The sequence below is a fragment of the Phenylobacterium haematophilum genome, assembly GCF_014196295.1.
Classification (GTDB): Bacteria; Pseudomonadota; Alphaproteobacteria; order Caulobacterales; family Caulobacteraceae; genus Phenylobacterium; species Phenylobacterium haematophilum.
The window spans coordinates 19,926-37,167 of sequence record NZ_JACIDK010000011.1 but is presented as its reverse complement, the minus strand read 5'-3'; the positions used below and the strand labels follow the sequence as shown (position 1 = coordinate 37,167).

Genomic DNA, 17,242 nt, shown 5'->3' with positions numbered 1-17,242 from the left:
GCCTAACGGCCGCGTGATGACGGCTGATGGGAGGCGACCTATGAAGAGCTTGAAGCTGGCGGCGGTTCTCGCCGTAGCGGCGGTCCTGGCCGCATGCAGCCAGAAGGCCGAGACGACGGCCAAGGCCGGCAATGTGGACGGCGAGCGGATCGCCGCGGCGGCCGGCAACGGCGAGTGGCTGTCCTACGGCCGGACCTATGACGAGCAGCGCCATAGTCCCCTCGACAAGATCAACGCCAGCAACGTCGGCCAGCTCGGCCTGGCCTGGATGTACGAGTTCGACACCGATCGCGGCCAGGAAGCCACGCCGATCATGGTCGACGGCACGCTGTACACGACGACCTCGTGGTCCAAGGTCTTCGCCTTCGACGCCAAGACCGGCGCGCTCATGTGGTCGTTCGATCCCAAGGTCGACGGCAAAAAGGGCTTCGACGCCTGCTGCGACGTGGTCAACCGCGGCGTCGCGGTCTGGAAGGGCAAGGTCTATGTCGGGGCGCTCGACGGCCGGCTGATCGCCCTCGATGCGGCCACCGGCAAGGAGCTGTGGTCGGTGCAGACCACGGACACCAGCCGCCCCTACACGATCACCGGCGCGCCGCGGGTCATCAAGGACAAGGTGCTGATTGGCAACGGCGGCGGCGAATATGGCGTGCGCGGCTACCTGTCGGCTTACAACGCCAACGACGGCAAGCTCGTCTGGCGCTTCTACACGACGCCCAATCCCAACGGTCAGCCAGACAACGCCGCCTCCGACAAGGTCATGAAGGAAAAGGGCGCGGCGACCTGGTTCGGCGAGGGCTGGAAGGAGACCGGCGGCGGCGGCACGGTCTGGGACGCCATGGCCTACGATCCGAAGCTCGACATCCTCTATGCAGGGGTCGGCAACGGCACGCCCTGGAACCATGTGAAGCGCTCGGACGGAAAGGGCGACAACCTCTTCCTGTCCTCGATCCTGGCGCTGAAGCCCGACACCGGCGAGTACGTCTGGCACTATCAGACCACGCCTGGGGAGAGCTGGGACTACACCGCCACCCAGCACATCATCCTGGCTGACATGAATGTGGGAGGCGCCGCCCGAAAGGTGCTGATGCAGGCGCCGAAGAACGGCTTCTTCTACGTCCTTGACCGCACCAACGGCCAGCTGATCTCAGCCAAGCCCTACGTGCCGATCACCTGGGCCAAGGGCGTGGATCCCGCCACCGGCCGCCCGATCGAGAACCCCGGCGTGCGCTATGAAAACGCGCCCTCGCTGCAGGCGCCGGCGCCGTTCGGCGCCCACAACTGGCACCCGATGGCCTTCAACCCCAAGGAAAACCTGGTCTACATCCCCGCCCAGGTGATCCCTTTCGCCTACACGCCCGACAAGGGCTACACCTACCGAGCTGGCGGCTGGAACGTCGGCACCGACTTCCTCGCCAACGCCCTCCCCACGGACAAGGCTCAGATCGCCGCCCTCAAGGCGATGGTGAAGGGCGAGCTGATCGCCTGGGATCCCGTGGCCCAAAAGGCCCGCTTCACGATCCAGCACCCGTATTTCTGGAACGCCGGCGTGCTGTCGACCGGCGGCGGTCTGATCTTCCAGGGCGCGGCCCAGGGCGAGTTCGCGGCCTATAGCGCCAGCGATGGCAAGAAGCTCTGGTCCTACCAGACCGACAACGGCGTCATCGCCGCGCCGATGACCTATGAGATCGACGGCGAGCAGTACGTCGCCCAGATGGTCGGTTACGGCGGAGCCGGCGCGCTGTCCGCGCCGTTCGTGCTGCCCGACCGTCCGCGCCTGCCGGGCCGGCTGCTGGTCTTCAAACTGGGCGGCAAGGCGACGGCTCCGGCCTACGTCCGTCCCGAGAAGTTCGAGATCGACCTGACCGGCGTGACCTCGACCGGCGACGCCAAGCGCGGCTTCGCCCTGTTCCACCAGAACTGCCAAGTCTGCCACGGCCCCAACGCCACCGGGACCTACCTGCCGGACCTGCGCCGTTCGCAGATGCTGCTGTCGTCCGATAGCTGGAAGTCGGTGCTGATCGACGGCGCGCTGGCCGAACGCGGCATGGCCAGCTTCAGCCGCTTCATCGACGCCAAGGGCGCCGAGGATCTGCGCGCCTACGTGCTCACCGAAGCCCGCGCCGTGCAGGGGGCGGCCGCGGCTCCGCCCGCCGCCGCTCCAGCCAAGGGCGGGCCTCCGCCGAAAAGCTAGGTTCGCCGCCGGGGGCGCGTCCCCCGCTAGCGACTGCGCCGCCAAGGGGCTATCTCTGGGCGCATGAACGCTCCCGTGAAACTGGACACACTGCCCGAGTGGAATCTCGCCGACCTGTATTCGGGGCGCGAGGATCCAATGATCGAGGCCGACCTTGCTGCGGCCAAGGCGGCCAATGACGAACTGGTCAAGCTGAAGGGGCGCTTCACCACCCTGCGCACCGATCCGCAGCATCTGGGCGAGGTGCTCGACCACGGCATCCAGCTTTACGAGAGCGCCACCAACGGCCTGTGGGGCGTCGGCGCCTATGCGGCGCTGTCGGCCTCGGTGGCGCGCGACGATCCGGCCTGGGCGAAGTTCGAGGCCGACCTGCGGGCCCGATCCTCGCAGATCGCCGCCGACAGCCTGTTCTTCACCCTGGAGCTCAACCAGCTCGAGGACAGCGAGATCGAGATGGCCTTCAAGGCCCATCCGCCCGCTGCCCGCTGGCGTCCATGGATGCGCCGCGTGCGCATGTCGCGCCCGCACGAGCTGACGGCGGACCTGGAGCGGCTGCTGATCGATCGCGGCCCGGCGGTCGCCAATTGGACGCGTCTGTTCGACGAGACCCTGGCCCGGCTGACCGCCAAGGTGGGACGCGAGAACCTGACCCTGTCCGAGGCGCTGAATCGGCTGTCCGACCCCGACGGCGCGCGTCGCAAGCAGGCCGCCCAGGGGCTCGCCAAGGCGCTGGAGGAGCGCACGCCGATCCTGGCGCTGTCGATGAACACCCTGGCCTTCGAAAAGCAGGTCGAGGACCGCTGGCGGAAGTACCCCGATCCGGCCGCCTCGCGGCACCTGGCCAACGAGGTCGACGCCGACGCCGTCAAGGCGCTGGAGGACGCGGTGGTCGAGGCCTATCCCTCGGTCAGCCACCGCTACTACGCGCTGAAGGCCAAGGTCATGGGCCGCAAGACCCTCGACTACTGGGACCGCAACGCTCCGCTCGATACCGCCGCGCCGCGCACCTACGGCTGGGACGAGGCCCGCGGCATGGTGCTGGAAAGCTTCGCCGACCTGGCGCCCAAGTTCGCCGACACCGCCCAGACCTTCTTCACCCACCCCTGGATCGACGCTCGGCCGCGCCCGGGCAAGCAGTCTGGCGCCTATTCGCACCCGGTCACCGCCAACCGGCACCCCTACGTGTTCATGAACTACATGGGCGAGCGGCGCGACGTGCTGACCCTGGCGCACGAGCTGGGCCACGCGGTGCACCAGACCCTTTGCGCGCCGCTAGGCACCCTGCTTGCCGATACGCCGCTCACCCTGGCGGAGACCGCTTCGATCTTCGGCGAGGGGCTCGTGTTCGAACGGCTGCTGGCCGGCGCCTCCAAGCAGGAGCGCCTGGGCCTTCTGGCGGGCAAGATCGAGGACGGCCTCAACACGGTGGTGCGCCAGATCGCCTTCCACCGCTTCGAGACCGGTTTCCACGCCATGCGCCAGGACGGCGAACTGGCGCCGGAGGATATCAGCGCGCTGTGGCTGGACGTCATGGCCGAGAGCCTCGGTCCGGCGGTGAAGCTGAACCCGGGCTACGAGCACTACTGGGCCTATGTCAGCCACTTCGTGCACGCGCCGTTCTACGTCTATGCCTACGCGTTCGGCGACCTGCTGGTGCGCGGGCTGATGGAGAAGCGCCGTGAGGATCCGAAGGCCTTCGCGCCCCTCTATGAGGACCTGCTCGCGGCGGGTGGAACCCGGACCTATGTCGAGGCGCTAAAGCCGTTCGGGCTGAACCCGCGCGAGAAGGCCTTCTGGGCCGCGGGCATGAGCCAGCTGGAACGGCTCGTCGACGAGTTCGACGACCTGGTGTGAGGGAGCGGGCCATGGCCGAGGCGACGTCGAACCCTTGGCCTGCCCTCGACTATACGAAGGACCGCGCGACCTTCGAGACCCTGCACCTGATGAGCCAGATCGTCGGCAAGGCGCGCACCGCCTGTGCGCCTTGGGTCAATCACGGCTGGCAGGTGGCGCTCTATGTCTCGCCGCGCGGGCTCACCACCTCGCCGGTTCCGAATGGCGGCGGGTTGTTCGACCTGGAGTTCGATTTCGTCGAGCACTTGCTGCGCTGCCGGGCCAGCAACGGCTTCCTCGGCGAGATCCCGCTGGCCGGCCAGAGCGTCGCCCACGTCTATCGGGCGGTGGAGGAGATGCTTTCGCGCACCGGGGCGCCGGTGCGCATCAATGGCGTCCCCAACGAAATTCCCGACCCGGTGCCGTTCCTTCAGGACGCGGCGATCCGGGTCTACGACCCCGATGCAGCCTGGCGGCTCTGGCAGGCGCTGATCCAGATCGAACGGGTGTTCCAGAGGTTCCGCACCGGATACCTCGGCAAGGTCAGTCCAGTGCACCTGTTCTGGGGTTCGTTCGACTTGGCCGTGACACGGTTCTCGGGGCGCACGGCTCCGCCGCATCCGGGCGGGATCCCGCACCTGCCTGACGTCGTCACGCGCGAGGCCTATTCGCACGAGGTCTCCAGCGCCGGCTTCTGGCCGGGCGGAGGGCTGGTCGAGTTTCCGGCCTTCTACGCCTACGTCTATCCGGAACCGAAGGAGTTCCGGCAGGCCAAGGTGCGGCCGGCCCAGGCCGCGTTCTACGAAGGCCTGGGCGAGTTCGTCCTGCCCTACGATGCAGTGCGTTCGGCCCCCGATCCCGACGCAGTTTTGGGCGAATTCCTGGTCTCGACCTACGAGGCGGCGGCGCACGCCGGCGGCTGGCCGCGAGCCGAGTTGGAATGCGCGTTCGGCGCGCCGGGCGTGCCGCGTCTCTGCTAGCTGCGGCCGGCCTTAACCTCGCGAACGAAGCCGCCAAAGCCGGCGACATAGGCCTTCAAAGCTTCTTCGATGGCCGGGTCGAGGATCGCGCCGGATTCGTCGAAGACCTTATGGGCGCGCGAGACCATCAGCCGGCCGCCAAACCAGGGCTGGGTTCCGAGCGTACGCAGCACCGGCAGCCACGCTTCCTGGCTGAGGATCGTGCCGAACCCGCCGGGCGAGGCGCCGATGAAGGCGACCGGCTTGCCGCCGAACACCTTGGGAATGTCGCTGGCGGGCCGCGTCAGCCAATCGATGGCGTTCTTGAACACGCCGGGGATCGAGTTGTTGTACTCGGGCGTGACCAGGAAAAGGGCGTCGGCCGCGGCGATCTTGTCCTTGAGCTCTGTGACCCGCGCGGGCAGGCCCTCGGCCGCTTCGACGTCGCCGTCGTAGAGCGGCACGCCGCGGATGGTCTCGACCTCTATCTCCATGCCGGCCGGGGCGACCCGCGCGGCCGCGCGCAGCAGGTGGGCGTTGAACGAGCCGGAACGAAGACTTCCGGACAGTCCGACGATGCGTATCGGCTGGGTCATAGGCTTCCTTGCAAGGAGTGCGTGAGCCGTTCGCTTATCGCCGATTTACCGGGGCCGACCAACCGACCGCCGCCAGATGCGGCCCGATTGATCGGCCGCATCTGACGGGACGATCCGGGACTTAGAGCAGGTCGCCGCCGGCCGCCGAGGCGGTGGTGCCGAACTGCTGGTAGGCCTTGATCACGTTGCGGCCGACGGTCCAGCGGTGCACCTCGTCCGGCCCGTCCACCAGGCGCTGGGAGCGGATGTGGGTGTACCAGCTGGCCAGCGGCGTATCCTGGCTGTAGCCGAGCGCCCCGTGCAGCTGGATTGCGGTGTCGACCACCTTGTGCACCATGTGGGCGAGGAAGACCTTGGCGATGGAATTCTCCTGCCGCAGGTCCATGCCGCGCTCGGCCTTGTAGGCGATGTGCAGCAGCATCAGGCGGGCCATGTAGAGCTCGCTGGCGCACTCGGCGAGCATGAACTGGACGGCCTGGCGCTCAGCCAGCGGCTTGCCGAAGGTCGAGCGCTGGGTCACATGGGCGGTGGCCATATCCAGCGCACGCTGGGCCATGGCGACGTTGTGCATGCCGTGCCGCAGACGGCCGTAGGCCAGCCGATGCTGGCCCATGTTGAAGCCCTGGCCCTCGCCGCCGAGCAGATTCTCGGCGGGAACCACCAGATCCTTGATCTCGATCTCGGAGTGGCCGCCGCCCATGATGTGCGACAGCGGGCCCTCGACGGCCATGGTCTTGATGTCGCGCTTGATGACATAGCCCGGGTTCGGCAGCTCGACGATGAACGTCGAGAACTGCTGGTGGCGCGGCGCGTCCGGGTCGGTGCGGGCCATGACCACGGCCAGGTCGGCGGCGCTGGCGGCCGACGAGAACCACTTCTCGCCGTTGAGCACGTAGTTCTCGTTGCCGTCCTTGACCGCGGTGGTGCGCATGCCAGTGGCGTCAGCGCCCGAGGCCTTCTCGGTCATCGAATAGCAGACGCGCTTGTCGCCGTTCAGCAGGGGCTTGAGGAACTTCTCCTTCTGGTGCTCGGTGCCGTGCGCCAGCAGGGTCAGCATGGTGGCGTCGTCGGGGCCCTGGCTGTTCATCGACAGCGCGCCGAGGTGGCTGCGGCCCAGTTCCATTTGCACCAGGGCGTTGGCCAGCGGGCCGAGGCCCATGCCGCCGTACTCCTTAGGGATGAAGGGCAGCCACAGGCCCTGGGCGCGGGCCTTGGTCCGCAGCTCGGCCAGGACGGTCTTGAACGACTCCTTGTCCTTCAGCCGCGCCTCGGCGGGGATGCACTCCGTCTCCACCCAATCGCGCACCCGCGCGCGGACGGCCTTCGCGTCTTCCGGAATCTCGAAATCAATCGCCACGGCGCCTATCTCCCTGTTTTGTCCTTGCGTTCCGCAGCGTCGGCGCTTGTCGTGTCGTAAGGCAAGTCCCGCTGTCCGCCTCGACGCGGCCGGTGATCAAACAATTGGGGAGTCCATGCACTATCGAGAGCTGAAGCAGGCCTGGTCGGAACTGACGGCGCCCGGCGCCCCGTTCGAGGTCACCGAGATCCCGGTGCGCGGGAACATGATCCGCATGTACAAGAACGCGCCGCCATCGGTGCGCGAACTATGGCTCTCGACCGCCGCCTACGGCGACCGCGACTACCTCGTCTACGAAGACGACCGCTTGACCTACGCCCAGGCCCACGCTCAGGTGAACGCCATCGCCGCGTGGCTGTTCGCGCAGGGCGTCCAGCCCGGCGACCGCGTGGCGATCGCCATGCGCAACTATCCCGAATGGATGCTGGTCTACTGGGCTTGCCTGTCGGTCGGCGTGGCCGCCGTGGGCGTCAACGCCTGGTGGGTCACCGACGAACTGGAATACGCGCTCAAGGACTCCGCGCCCAAGGTGGTGTTCGCCGACGCCGAGCGACTGGCCCGCATCCAGGAACGCCCGGCGATGGCGGAGGGGATAAAGCTGGTGGCGGTGCGCACGCCGGCGACGGGCGGGGTCATCCCCTATGCCGACGTGATCGCCGGCGGCGGGGAGATGCCGCAGGTCAGTGTCGATCCGGACGCCGACGCCTGCATCTTCTACACCTCGGGCACCACGGGCTTCCCGAAGGGCGCGCAACTTACGCATCGCGGCTGTATCGCCAACCTGATGAACATTGGCTTCTCCGGCCAGGTCCAGGCGCTGGCCGTCGCCAAGGCGACGGGCGTGACGCCGAACCCGGAGGACGCGCCGATCCCGGCGGCGCTGATCACCACGCCGTTGTTCCACGTCACCGCCAACAACTGCGGCGCCTACGCCGTCACGGCCGCCGGCGGCAAGCTGGTGCTGATGTATCGCTGGGACGCGGGCGAGGCGCTGCGCCTGATCGCCAAGGAGAAGATTACCGCCATGAGCGGCGTGCCGACCATGGCGCGCGAGGTGATCAACCATCCCGACTTCGAGACCACCGACACCTCCAGCCTGCTGACGCTCGGCGGCGGCGGCGCGCAGTTGCCGCCGGACCTGGTGGCCAAGATCGATGGGGCGGTGAAGACCGCGCGGCCGAACACCGGCTATGGCATGACCGAGACCTGCGGGATCATCACGGCGGTTTCAGCCGACTTCTTTGTCGACAAGCCCGACAGCTGCGGGCCGGCCATGCCGGCCTTCGAGGCCAAGTGCGTCGACGATGACGGCAATACGGTTCCCCCGGGCCAGGTCGGCGAGCTCTGGGTCAAGGGCGCGCCGGTGATCAAGGGCTATATCAATCGCCCCGAGGCCACGGCGGAGTCGATCACCAACGGCTGGCTGCACACCGGCGACGTGGCGCGGATCGACGAGGATGGCTTCATCTACATCGTCGACCGCAAGAAGGACATGGTCCTGCGTGGCGGCGAGAACGTCTATTGCGCCGAGGTCGAGGCCGGGATCTTCCGCCATCCGGCGGTGGCCGAGGTCACCGTCTTCGGCGTGCCGGACGAACGGCTGGGCGAGGAGGTCGGCGCCGCGGTGCTGTTGCGCCCCGGCGCGGACGTCTCGCCCGAGGAGCTGCGCGAGCACCTTTCCGGCCTGATGGCCAAGCACAAGGTGCCCCGCTACCTGTGGTTCATGAACGACCCGCTGCCGCGCAACGCGAGCGGCAAGTTCCTGAAGCGCCAGTTGCGCGAGACGCTGAACCCCGAAAAGGCGCTCTAGAACTTCATCCAGGCCGATCGCGGGCGCGGGCAGTAGAAATAGATCCTCCCCTCATGGGGGAGGTGGATCGCCGTAGGCGAGGCGGAGGGGCGCCGCCCTCGCGAGAGTCAAAGTTCCCCTCAGTCAACCATGCGGCTGACAGCTCCCCCAATGGGGGAGCGTCTACGCTTTGGATCAGCGCGAGTACGCTGGCGGGTACGGCCCTGAGAGGTCCTTGTAGCGGTCGCGCAGTTCGATCTGGCGGGAAGTCAGGGGCTGGGCCTCTCCGCGAATGAAGATCGCGGTTGGTTGGCTCAGCGGTTCGAACGGATCGGCGGTCCAGATCACGACGTCGGCGTCCTTGCCGGGCTCCAGCGAGCCGACCTTATCTGCGACCCCGAACACCTTGGCGGGATTGATGGTCATCGCCGCCAGCGCCGCCTGGTAGGGCATGCCGTAAGCGACGGCGTTGCCGGCGTTGTAGCGAAGCTCGCGGATGCGGTGGGCGCCGCCGCTGCCCTGGAGCACGACGGTGACCCCGGCGGCGTCGAGCTTGGCGGCGTTCTCCAGGCTGGCGCCCAGGGTCTGGAAGGTCTGCGGCCGGCTCGACAGCGGGTCGAGGATAACCGGGACGCCGGCTGCGGCGATCTCGCGCGCCGCCATCCAGCCCTCCTCGGCGCCGGAAAGGATCACCCTGATCTTCTCCTCGCGGGCGAATTTCAGCACCGCGCGTATATCCGAGGCCTTTTGGACCACGGCGATGATGGGCATGCGGCCCTCGATCACCGGGATCAGGGCTTCGAGGTCGGCCTTGGACAGAGCCAGATCGCGGACGCCGGCGCGGTCGTAGGCGGCCTTGTTGCGCATGTAGTCGCGCACGTCGCGGAAGGCGGTCTGCAGGGCGACGATCTCGGCGCCGCGCGCGCCGCCGGCGACATTGGCCCCGCCGTCGCCGAACGGCACCACCATGCCGACCTTGGGCTTGACCAGGATATCGGTCGCCTCGCCCAGGTGGATGAGGGCGGCCTGGCCGGCGAACAGGGCCGCGGACTTCGTGCCGCCGCCGCCGCCCGCGGTCATCAGTTCCTCGCCGTCGTCGGCGTGGAAGTCGGCGCCGCCGCCTCCGCCGCCGGCCGAGACCGGGGTGACGACGGCCCGGGTGATGCCGGCCATCCGCGCCACAGGGATCAGGGTCGAGGCCGGGTTCAGCGCGTACTGCACGTCGAAGGCCGCGCCGATGTCGGGATTGTTGGCCACCACGTCGTCGCCGAGCGAGCGGACCTCGACGGCGCCGAGCAGGGCGTTTGGGGCGATGAAGCCGGGCGTGACGACGCCGCCTTGGGCGTCGATCACCTGCGTGCCGGGGGCAAATACCCCCAAGCTGGTGCCTGATTGGTCCATGACGGCGGTGATCTTGCCCTTGTCGATCATCACCAGGCCGTGCGCGATCTCGCCGGCCGGGCCGGCGGTGAGGACGCGGGCGTTGGTGATGACCACGGACTGTGCAAGCGCAGGTGTGGCGAGGGCGGCGGCCAGCGCCGCCAGGCTAACGACAAGCTTACGCATCAGCGGCCGGCCCCCTGGCCGAGTTCGAAGTCGGAGGTCGGCTGGTAGCGCCGGTCGTGACGGTCGTAGGCGATAGCCCCGTCCAGATAGACGCGCTCGGCCTTGGCGTAGATCGAGAAGGGATTCTTGTCCCAGACGACCACGTCGGCGCGCTTGCCGGCTTCCAGGCTGCCGGTCTGATTGTCGACGCCGATGGCCTTGGCCGGGTTGAGGGTGATCCACGTCATCGCCTCGCCCTCGGTGATCTGGTAGCCGGCGGCGCGGCCGGCGGAGAGGGCCTCGGCGGCCTCCTGGTTCAGCCGCTGGATCACGTCAGGGTCGTCGGACTTGATGATCGCGCAGCCGCCGGCTGCGTGGATCATCGGGGCGTTGGCCTCGACTGCGTCCCAGGCTTCCAGCTTGGAGCCCCACCAGTTCGCCCAGGTGGCGACGCAGATGTCCTCCTTGGCCAGGATATCGGCGATCTTGTAGGCCTCCAGCGCGTGGTGGAAGGCGGTGATCTTGTAGCCGAACTCGTTGGCGATGCCGATCATCTGGACCATTTCGTCGGCCCGATAGCAGTGGTTCTCGACGAGGATCTCGCCCTTGAGCACCCCGGCCAGGGTCTCCAACTGCAGGTCCCGCTTGGGCGGTTCGGCCTTTTCTCCGCGGTCGGCCTTAGCGCGGTAGTCGTCCCACTTGCGGGCGTAGTCGGCGGCGTTGATCCAGGCGGTGCGATAGCCGGCGACGTTGCCCATGCGGGTGGACGGGGCGCGGTTGCGGCTGCCGTAGACGCGCTTGGGGTTTTCGCCGCAGGCCATCTTCAGGCCGTAGGGCGCGCCTGGGAATTTCATGTCCTGGACGGTGCGGGCCGGAATGTTGCGCAGGGTGACCGAGCGGCCGCCGATCAGGTTGCCCGAGCCGGGCAGCACCAGCAGCGTCGTCACCCCGCCCGCGCGGGCGAGGTTGAAGCCAGGGTCCTGCGGCCAGACCGAGTGTTCGGCCCAGACGCCGGCGGTGTTGGGGTCGGTCAGCTCGTTGCCATCCGAGTGCGCGGGAACGGCCGGCGAGGGATAGACGCCGAGGTGCGAGTGCGCGTCGATCAGGCCGGGGGTGACGAACTTGCCGGCGACGTCGATCACGTCATAGGCGGCCGGGGGCACGATCTGCGCGCCGACCGCCTCGATCTTGCCGTCGCGGATCAGCACGGTCCCGCGTTCGATCTTCTCACCGGCCCCGGTAAAGATGGTCGCGTCGACCAGGGCGGTCGGGCGGCTGGGCAGGGGACGGTAGGTCGATGCGTAGGCGTCCTCGCCGCGACCGGAATCGAGCCCCTTGGGCAACGGCCTGGCCTTGGCGCTGTCGCCGCTGGCCGGCTTGCTGGATGTCGCCGCCGTAGTGGCGCAACCGCTGAGGGCCGCAGCCGCGCACATCGCGACCGCCGTCGTCAGAACTCTCATCGTCGGAAAACTTCCCCTGCGAACTGGCCCGAACGATAGGCCGGAACCTGCGCCATGGGGAAGGCTGGGCGGTGGGGTTTGCGACGAAGCTGGGCGGAGAGGGGCGGGTCTTCCGCCACCTGATCGTCATCGCCGGGCTTGTCCCGGCGACCCATACTCGCGTCCGTTGCAGGCAAGCCCGCAAACGCTAGTGCTTATGGGGGGCCGGCCCAGGGCCGGCCATGACGAACTGGAAGGTCAGCAGTCGCCGATGCGCTCGGCGGTGACCTTCATGGTGGTTTCCTTCATCGCCGGGGTGGGGGCCGGATCCATGACGGTCTTGGCGTCGATCGTGTAGCGGCTGGTGAAGTCGCCGGAGATGCGGCTGTCGGTGATCACCTTCATTCCGCCCTGGATGGTGCAGACGCTGTGGCCGACAATGTCGGCGCCCTCGCGGCGATAGGATTGTTCGCTGCAGGTGACGCCGGCCTGTTGCTTGGCGGCGTCCATGTCCTTGAAGCTGGTCTGGGCGACGCAGGTTTCGACCGTGACCGGCTTGGGCGCGGCCGACAGGTTGGTGGTCATCTTCCACTTTCCGGGCTTCGGGCCTTCCAGGTCGGCGGCGGCGAGGGCGGGCGCGGCAGGCGCCGCCGGAGCCGCGGCCTCGGGCGCCTTGGCGGCTTCTTCCTTTTTGGAGCAGGCGGCGGCCAGGACGGCGACCAGGGCCAGGCTAAGTGCGATACGCATGCGTTTCTCCGATGTGGCTCCGACCACCCCCCAGGGCGTATCGGCTAAGCCACAACGCACGAAGCGGCGCCATGGCGCCAAGGAATGTGCGACCAAGACGGGTGTTTCGGCGCTTGCCATTTTTCAAACGCCCGTTCATCAGCAACGCACGATGTCCGACGATCTGACCGAAGTGCAGGCCGCCGTCGTTCCCGACGGCTTTGTCATCAACCTCTGGCAGCGCGGTTTTGGCCGCACGGTCGGACCGTTCTATTCCAAGCGCGATCTTGTCACGAACGATGAGATCATGGCGTTCCGGGTTGAAGAGCACCACGCCAACGGTATGGGCAACTGCCATGGCGGCATGCTTATGAGCTTCGCCGACATGGCCTGGGGGCGGGTGATTTCCAACCAGCGCGAGATCGGCTGGGTGACGGTGCGGCTGACCACCGACTTCCTCTCCGGCGCCCACATGGGCGAGTGGATCGAGGGCTCCAGCGAGATCATCGCCGAGCAGGACGACGTGTTCACCGTCCGCGGCCGGATCTGGTGCGCCGAGCGCACCCTGATGACCGGTACGGGCGTCTACAAGGGCATCCGCTCGATCCAGCGCAAGCCGGGCGAGCGCGAGAAGAGGGGCGCTTAAGCCATGGCGATGGATCCTGCGATCAAGGAAGGCGCGCCGGTCGGCTACTATGACGACGACCGCCCGGTCTCGAGCGAGCCCGGCAGCCTGCCGCCGGAGGTCCAGGCCCCTCTTCTGCCGTTCCGCGGCCGGGAGCCTGACGCCCCGGCCTGGTTCCTCGACGCCATCGCCCAGGAGCCGGAGCGCAGCTTCGTCACCTCCAAGGGCAGCAAGCTCGAACTGCTGACCTGGGGCGAGGTCGGCAAGCCCGGCGTGCTGCTGGTCCACGGCAACTCCGCCCACGCCGAGTGGTGGAGCTTCATCGCGCCTTACCTGGCCAAAGACTACCGCGTCGCCTCGATGTCGCTGGCCGGCATGGGCGCCTCGGACTGGCGGGAGACCTATGCCTTTCAGGACTTCGCCGAGGACGCCGAGGCCTGCGCCCAGGCCGCCGGGCTCTATACGGCCGGCAAGCCGGTCTATGTCGGCCACTCTTTCGGCGGCAGCCAGGTGTTCTTCGCCGCGGCCGCGCACCCGGAGCGGATGAAGGCGGCGATCCTCGTCGACGTCGGCTTCGGCGGCCCGCCGCCCGACAGTCCCGAAGGCAAGCGGATGATGGAGGAACAGGCCAAACGGGTCGCCAACATCCCGACCCCGGACCGCGCCCAGAAGGTCTATCCTAGCATCCAGGCGGCGCTGGCGCGCTTCCGCTTCATGCCGCCGCAGGCCGCCGGCAACCTGTTCATCGCCGACTTCATCGCTCGCCGCTCGCTGAAGCGCGCGCCGATGGAAGACGGCTCGGGCGAAGGCTGGACCTGGCGGTTCGACCCCAACATGTGGAACAAGCTCGACCGTACGGCTATGAACGAGATGATGGTCGGCGGAAAACCCAAGGTCGACGTGCCGCTGGCGCACATCTTCGGCGACCGCTCGGTGATCATCACCCGCCGGACCGAGGGCCAAACCACGCCGCTGCCCGACGACATCCTGGAAATCGCCATCCCCGACTCGGCCCACCACGTCATGGTCGACCAGCCGCTGGCCCTGGTGGCGGCGTTGCGCTCGCTGCTGGCGGTGTGGCCGGCTTAGGACAAGCGGCGCCAGGAACCCTTGAGGCCGGCCTGCGGTTCGTGTAGGTCCGGCGGCAACAGAATTTTCGAAGAGAGAGACGGCTCCGCCATGGCTTCCGAATACCACCGCGGCGACATGGACATCCACGAGCAGACCTCGACCTACCACCTGTTCGTCATGCTGACGAAGTGGGGCTCGCTGGCTCTGACCGCGCTGCTGGTGTTCCTGGTGCTGGCGTTCTGCACCCCGACCAGCTTCCTCGGCAGCCTGGCGGTCGGCGTGGTCATCGCGGTCGGCGGTTTCTTCGTGCTGCGCGAGCACGGCGGCGACGACGCTCACTAAACGCGATCGCGTTTCAAGATTTCGAAAGGGCGGACGCCGGCGACGGCGTCCGCCCTTTTTCGTCATCTAGTCGAGCAGCGCCTGGATCGAAGCGAGGTCGAGTTCGGACGCCGCGGCCTTGAGCTTGGGCTCAAGGATCTTGTGGCCGTGGCCTCCGGGGATGGGGGTGGAGATCGCCACCAGCTGGATCGCGCCCTTGCGAGCGCCCTTGTCGAAATAGGCCGGGTTCAGGCGGACGATCGGCGCGGCGCCCTTGGCGCAGTCGCCGAACAGCTGGCTCAGCCGCGAACTGGCGCAGGCCGGCGCGGCGAGCTGCTGCCCGGTCAGGGCCGCCCGGGTCGGAGCCAGACGCGTGTCGCCCGGGATCTCCTTGGCCAGCCAGTCGAGGTACTCGCCCTTGGTCATCGGCCGGTAGGGCAGCCGGCCCGGCTTGGCGATCAGGATCACCTGGCGAATGCCGACCTGGAAGACCGGGAAACCCTGGATCGCGGTCATCTTCATCGGCAGATCGCGCGGCTGGTCGAGCCGGTCGCCGTTGTCGTTAGGGTAGAGCGCGGTGAGACTATTGAACCGTATCTGGAAGGTCGGGCCCTCCAACCTGCCCATATAGGCCCCTTCGGCGTCGGGCTTGGCGCCGGCCTCCAGATTGATCATCTGCGGGATCATGGTCGCACGGGCGACAAACGGCTGGCTCTGAACCTGGTCGCTGGGCGGGCTGTCGACAGTCAGCGAGCGGGTGATCGAAAAGCCGCGCGGCTGGTGCAGGGCGGGCGTGGCCAGCACCTTGTCGATGATCGTTCCGGCCTTGGCGGTGAAGGCCTTCACCTCGGCCTGCGGCAGGGCGCCGATGACCTGGACGCTGAGCGGAGCGACGCGGCCCTTGGCGGCGGCCGAGGCCGGACTTTGCTGAGCGTAGGCGGGCGTCGCCGCAGCGAGCGCGGCCGCGGCCATCAGGGCGAGGCGCAATGTCAGCAGCCTTTCTCGGTCATCAGCGCGCGCACGCGCTCCAGGCGGCGCGCCTGCGGCCCGGCTGGCGGTGGAGCGGAGCCTTCGGCGGCGGACGCCGCAGCTTGCGAGCCCGCCGTCCGCATCATCTGCTGGGCCAGGAGAGTCCCCTCGCCGGCGTCTGCGCGGGCGATCATGCCGGGACCGGCCGAGGCGAGCGCCGAGCCGGCGAACCCCAACAATTTACGCCCGGCTTCTGCGCGCTGGGCGCGACGGGCCTCCGCGTCCTCGAGCTTGCCGACTTCGGCGGACAGAGCCTCGCAGGACAGTGAGTCGTCGCCCGGGCGGATGGCGCCTTGCGCCAGTGCGGACGAGGAGACGGCCGCCGCGAGGGAGAGCGCGGCGGAGAGAACAAGAGGAGTTCTTTTCACAGGTCACCGACTGTTTTTGGTTTGAGCGCTGGACCGGTGAAGCAGGTGTGGGACGGCGTCAGCCGCCCTTCGACCGGCGCCGACTGCGGTTCGACGAGAGGCGACGTGCTGTCGACAAACCCTGAAAGTGAAAGGGGTTTGTCGCCAAACAATTGTTTGAATGTTGCACTGCGGTCGCTGGACAACGGCTGCCGGCGACCTCTATGGTCGCCAAAGGTAGGGAACGATTAGGGGGGATAAGGGGCGCATGACGACGATCGCCGTCACCAAGGAACGCCGCGCGGGGGAAACGCGCGTGGCCACGACCCCGGAAACCGTCAAGAAACTCATCGGCGCCGGCTTCTCGGTGGTGGTCGAGGCCGGCGCGGGAACCAGCGCCAGCTATCCCGACGCCGACTATGAAGCCGCCGGCGCGAGCCTCGCCAAGACCGCCCAGGAGGCCGTCGGCAAGGCCGACATCCTGTTCAAGGTGCGCGCTCCCGTCGACGAGGAGATCGCCGCGCTCAAAAGCGGCGCGATCGTGGTCGCCAGCCTCAACGCCTACGTCGAGAAGGACGCCCTGAAGGCGCTGGCCGCCAAGGGCGCGACCGCCTTCGCCATGGAGTTTGTGCCGCGGATCACCCGCGCGCAGGTGATGGACGTGCTGTCCTCGCAGGCCAACCTGGCCGGCTATCGCGCCGTGATCGAAGGCGCCGAGGCCTATGGCAAGGCGCTCCCGATGATGATGACCGCCGCCGGCACCGTCGCGGCCGCCAAGGTGTTCGTGATGGGGGTCGGCGTCGCCGGCCTGCAGGCGATCGCCACGGCGCGGCGCCTGGGCGCGGTGGTCACCGCCACCGACGTGCGTCCGGCGACCAAGGAGCAGGTCGAGAGCCTTGGCGCCAAGTTCCTGGCCGTCGAGGACGAGGAGTTCAAGAACGCTCAGACCGCCGGCGGCTACGCCAAGGAGATGAGCGCCGAGTACCAGGCCAAGCAGGCTGAGCTGGTTTCCAGCCATATCGCCAAGCAGGACATCGTCATCACTACGGCGCTGATCCCCGGCCGTCCGGCGCCCAAGCTGGTCAGCGCCGCGCAGGTCGCCTCGATGAAGCCGGGTTCGGTTCTGGTCGACCTGGCCATAGAACAGGGCGGCAATGTCGAGGGCGCCAAGCTGGACGAGGTGGTCACGACCGCCAACGGCGCCAAGATCCTCGGCAAGTCGAACCTGCCGGGCCGCATCGCCGCCGACGCCAGCGCGCTCTACGCCCGTAACCTGTTCGCCTTCGCAGGGCTGTTCCTCGACAAGGAGGGCAAGTTCGCCCCCGACTACGAGGACGAGATCCTGAAGGCCGCGCTCGTCACCCAGGGCGGCGCGATCGTCCATCCCAACCTGACCGCCTGACCGGAGCCG

At 68.1% G+C, this 17,242-nt stretch carries 15 protein-coding genes; 8 read left to right on the top strand and 7 right to left on the bottom strand.

The window, feature by feature from the left end; translation table 11 throughout:
• The first annotated feature begins 40 nt into the window (after window positions 1-40).
• The 3 genes from GGQ61_RS20710 (at window position 41) to GGQ61_RS20700 (ending at window position 5,007) form a co-directional block, all read left to right on the top strand.
• Complete coding sequence (locus GGQ61_RS20710) at window positions 41-2,194, top strand: PQQ-dependent dehydrogenase, methanol/ethanol family (RefSeq protein WP_183776966.1); 2,154 nt, start codon at window positions 41-43, stop codon at window positions 2,192-2,194.
• Between the two features lie 63 nt (window positions 2,195-2,257).
• Window positions 2,258-4,048: a M3 family oligoendopeptidase gene (locus GGQ61_RS20705; RefSeq protein WP_183776965.1), complete on the top strand. Its 1,791-nt coding sequence runs from the start codon at window positions 2,258-2,260 to the stop codon at window positions 4,046-4,048.
• A gap of 11 nt (window positions 4,049-4,059) precedes the next feature.
• Complete coding sequence (locus GGQ61_RS20700; RefSeq protein ID WP_183776964.1) at window positions 4,060-5,007, top strand: DUF5996 family protein; 948 nt, start codon at window positions 4,060-4,062, stop codon at window positions 5,005-5,007.
• Here GGQ61_RS20700 and GGQ61_RS20695 read toward each other — a convergent pair.
• Window positions 5,004-5,582: an NADPH-dependent FMN reductase gene (locus GGQ61_RS20695; protein ID WP_183776963.1), complete on the bottom strand. Its 579-nt coding sequence runs from the start codon at window positions 5,580-5,582 to the stop codon at window positions 5,004-5,006. The two genes, GGQ61_RS20700 and GGQ61_RS20695, sit on opposite strands and share 4 nt — an antisense overlap.
• A 121-nt stretch (window positions 5,583-5,703) precedes the next feature.
• Window positions 5,704-6,939: an acyl-CoA dehydrogenase family protein gene (locus tag GGQ61_RS22665; protein ID WP_183776962.1), complete on the bottom strand. Its 1,236-nt coding sequence runs from the start codon at window positions 6,937-6,939 to the stop codon at window positions 5,704-5,706.
• A gap of 115 nt (window positions 6,940-7,054) precedes the next feature.
• Between GGQ61_RS22665 and GGQ61_RS20685 the strand changes: the two genes are divergently transcribed.
• A complete protein-coding gene (locus tag GGQ61_RS20685) occupies window positions 7,055-8,749 on the top strand; it encodes a class I adenylate-forming enzyme family protein (protein WP_183776961.1) in 1,695 nt (564 codons plus the stop codon).
• A gap of 174 nt (window positions 8,750-8,923) precedes the next feature.
• Here GGQ61_RS20685 and GGQ61_RS20680 read toward each other — a convergent pair whose 3' ends face one another.
• The 3 genes from GGQ61_RS20680 to GGQ61_RS20670 all read right to left on the bottom strand — a co-directional run bounded on the left by GGQ61_RS20680 (window position 8,924) and on the right by GGQ61_RS20670 (window position 12,459).
• On the bottom strand, window positions 8,924-10,294 hold the full coding sequence (locus GGQ61_RS20680) for an amidohydrolase family protein (protein WP_183776960.1): 1,371 nt from the start codon (window positions 10,292-10,294) through the stop codon (window positions 8,924-8,926).
• A complete protein-coding gene (locus tag GGQ61_RS20675; RefSeq protein ID WP_183776959.1) occupies window positions 10,294-11,733 on the bottom strand; it encodes an amidohydrolase in 1,440 nt (479 codons plus the stop codon). The genes GGQ61_RS20680 and GGQ61_RS20675 overlap by 1 nt, the downstream gene beginning before the upstream one ends.
• A 237-nt stretch (window positions 11,734-11,970) precedes the next feature.
• Window positions 11,971-12,459, bottom strand: coding sequence for a DUF3617 domain-containing protein (locus GGQ61_RS20670; RefSeq protein ID WP_183776958.1), 489 nt, complete (start codon window positions 12,457-12,459; stop codon window positions 11,971-11,973).
• 151 nt (window positions 12,460-12,610) lie between these two features.
• Between GGQ61_RS20670 and GGQ61_RS20665 the strand changes: the two genes are divergently transcribed.
• The 3 genes from GGQ61_RS20665 (at window position 12,611) to GGQ61_RS20655 (ending at window position 14,476) form a co-directional block, all read left to right on the top strand.
• Window positions 12,611-13,084 carry a PaaI family thioesterase gene (locus GGQ61_RS20665; protein WP_183776957.1) on the top strand — a complete coding sequence of 158 codons (474 nt, stop codon included), beginning with the start codon at window positions 12,611-12,613 and terminating at the stop codon, window positions 13,082-13,084.
• Window positions 13,085-13,087: 3 nt separating this feature from the next.
• Complete coding sequence (locus tag GGQ61_RS20660) at window positions 13,088-14,152, top strand: alpha/beta fold hydrolase (RefSeq protein ID WP_246371142.1); 1,065 nt, start codon at window positions 13,088-13,090, stop codon at window positions 14,150-14,152.
• 90 nt (window positions 14,153-14,242) lie between these two features.
• The gene (locus GGQ61_RS20655; RefSeq protein WP_183776956.1) at window positions 14,243-14,476 is read left to right on the top strand and encodes an aa3-type cytochrome c oxidase subunit IV; all 234 of its coding nucleotides are present in this window, start codon (window positions 14,243-14,245) and stop codon (window positions 14,474-14,476) included.
• A gap of 66 nt (window positions 14,477-14,542) precedes the next feature.
• On the opposite strand, the gene GGQ61_RS20650 is transcribed toward GGQ61_RS20655, so the two are convergent.
• A complete protein-coding gene (locus GGQ61_RS20650; RefSeq protein WP_183776955.1) occupies window positions 14,543-15,442 on the bottom strand; it encodes a hypothetical protein in 900 nt (299 codons plus the stop codon).
• A gap of 2 nt (window positions 15,443-15,444) precedes the next feature.
• A complete protein-coding gene (locus GGQ61_RS20645; RefSeq protein ID WP_183776954.1) occupies window positions 15,445-15,852 on the bottom strand; it encodes a hypothetical protein in 408 nt (135 codons plus the stop codon).
• A gap of 247 nt (window positions 15,853-16,099) precedes the next feature.
• On the opposite strand from GGQ61_RS20645, the gene GGQ61_RS20640 reads away from it, so the two are divergent.
• The gene (locus GGQ61_RS20640) at window positions 16,100-17,233 is read left to right on the top strand and encodes a Re/Si-specific NAD(P)(+) transhydrogenase subunit alpha (protein ID WP_183776953.1); all 1,134 of its coding nucleotides are present in this window, start codon (window positions 16,100-16,102) and stop codon (window positions 17,231-17,233) included.
• The last annotated feature ends 9 nt before the right edge of the window (window positions 17,234-17,242 follow it).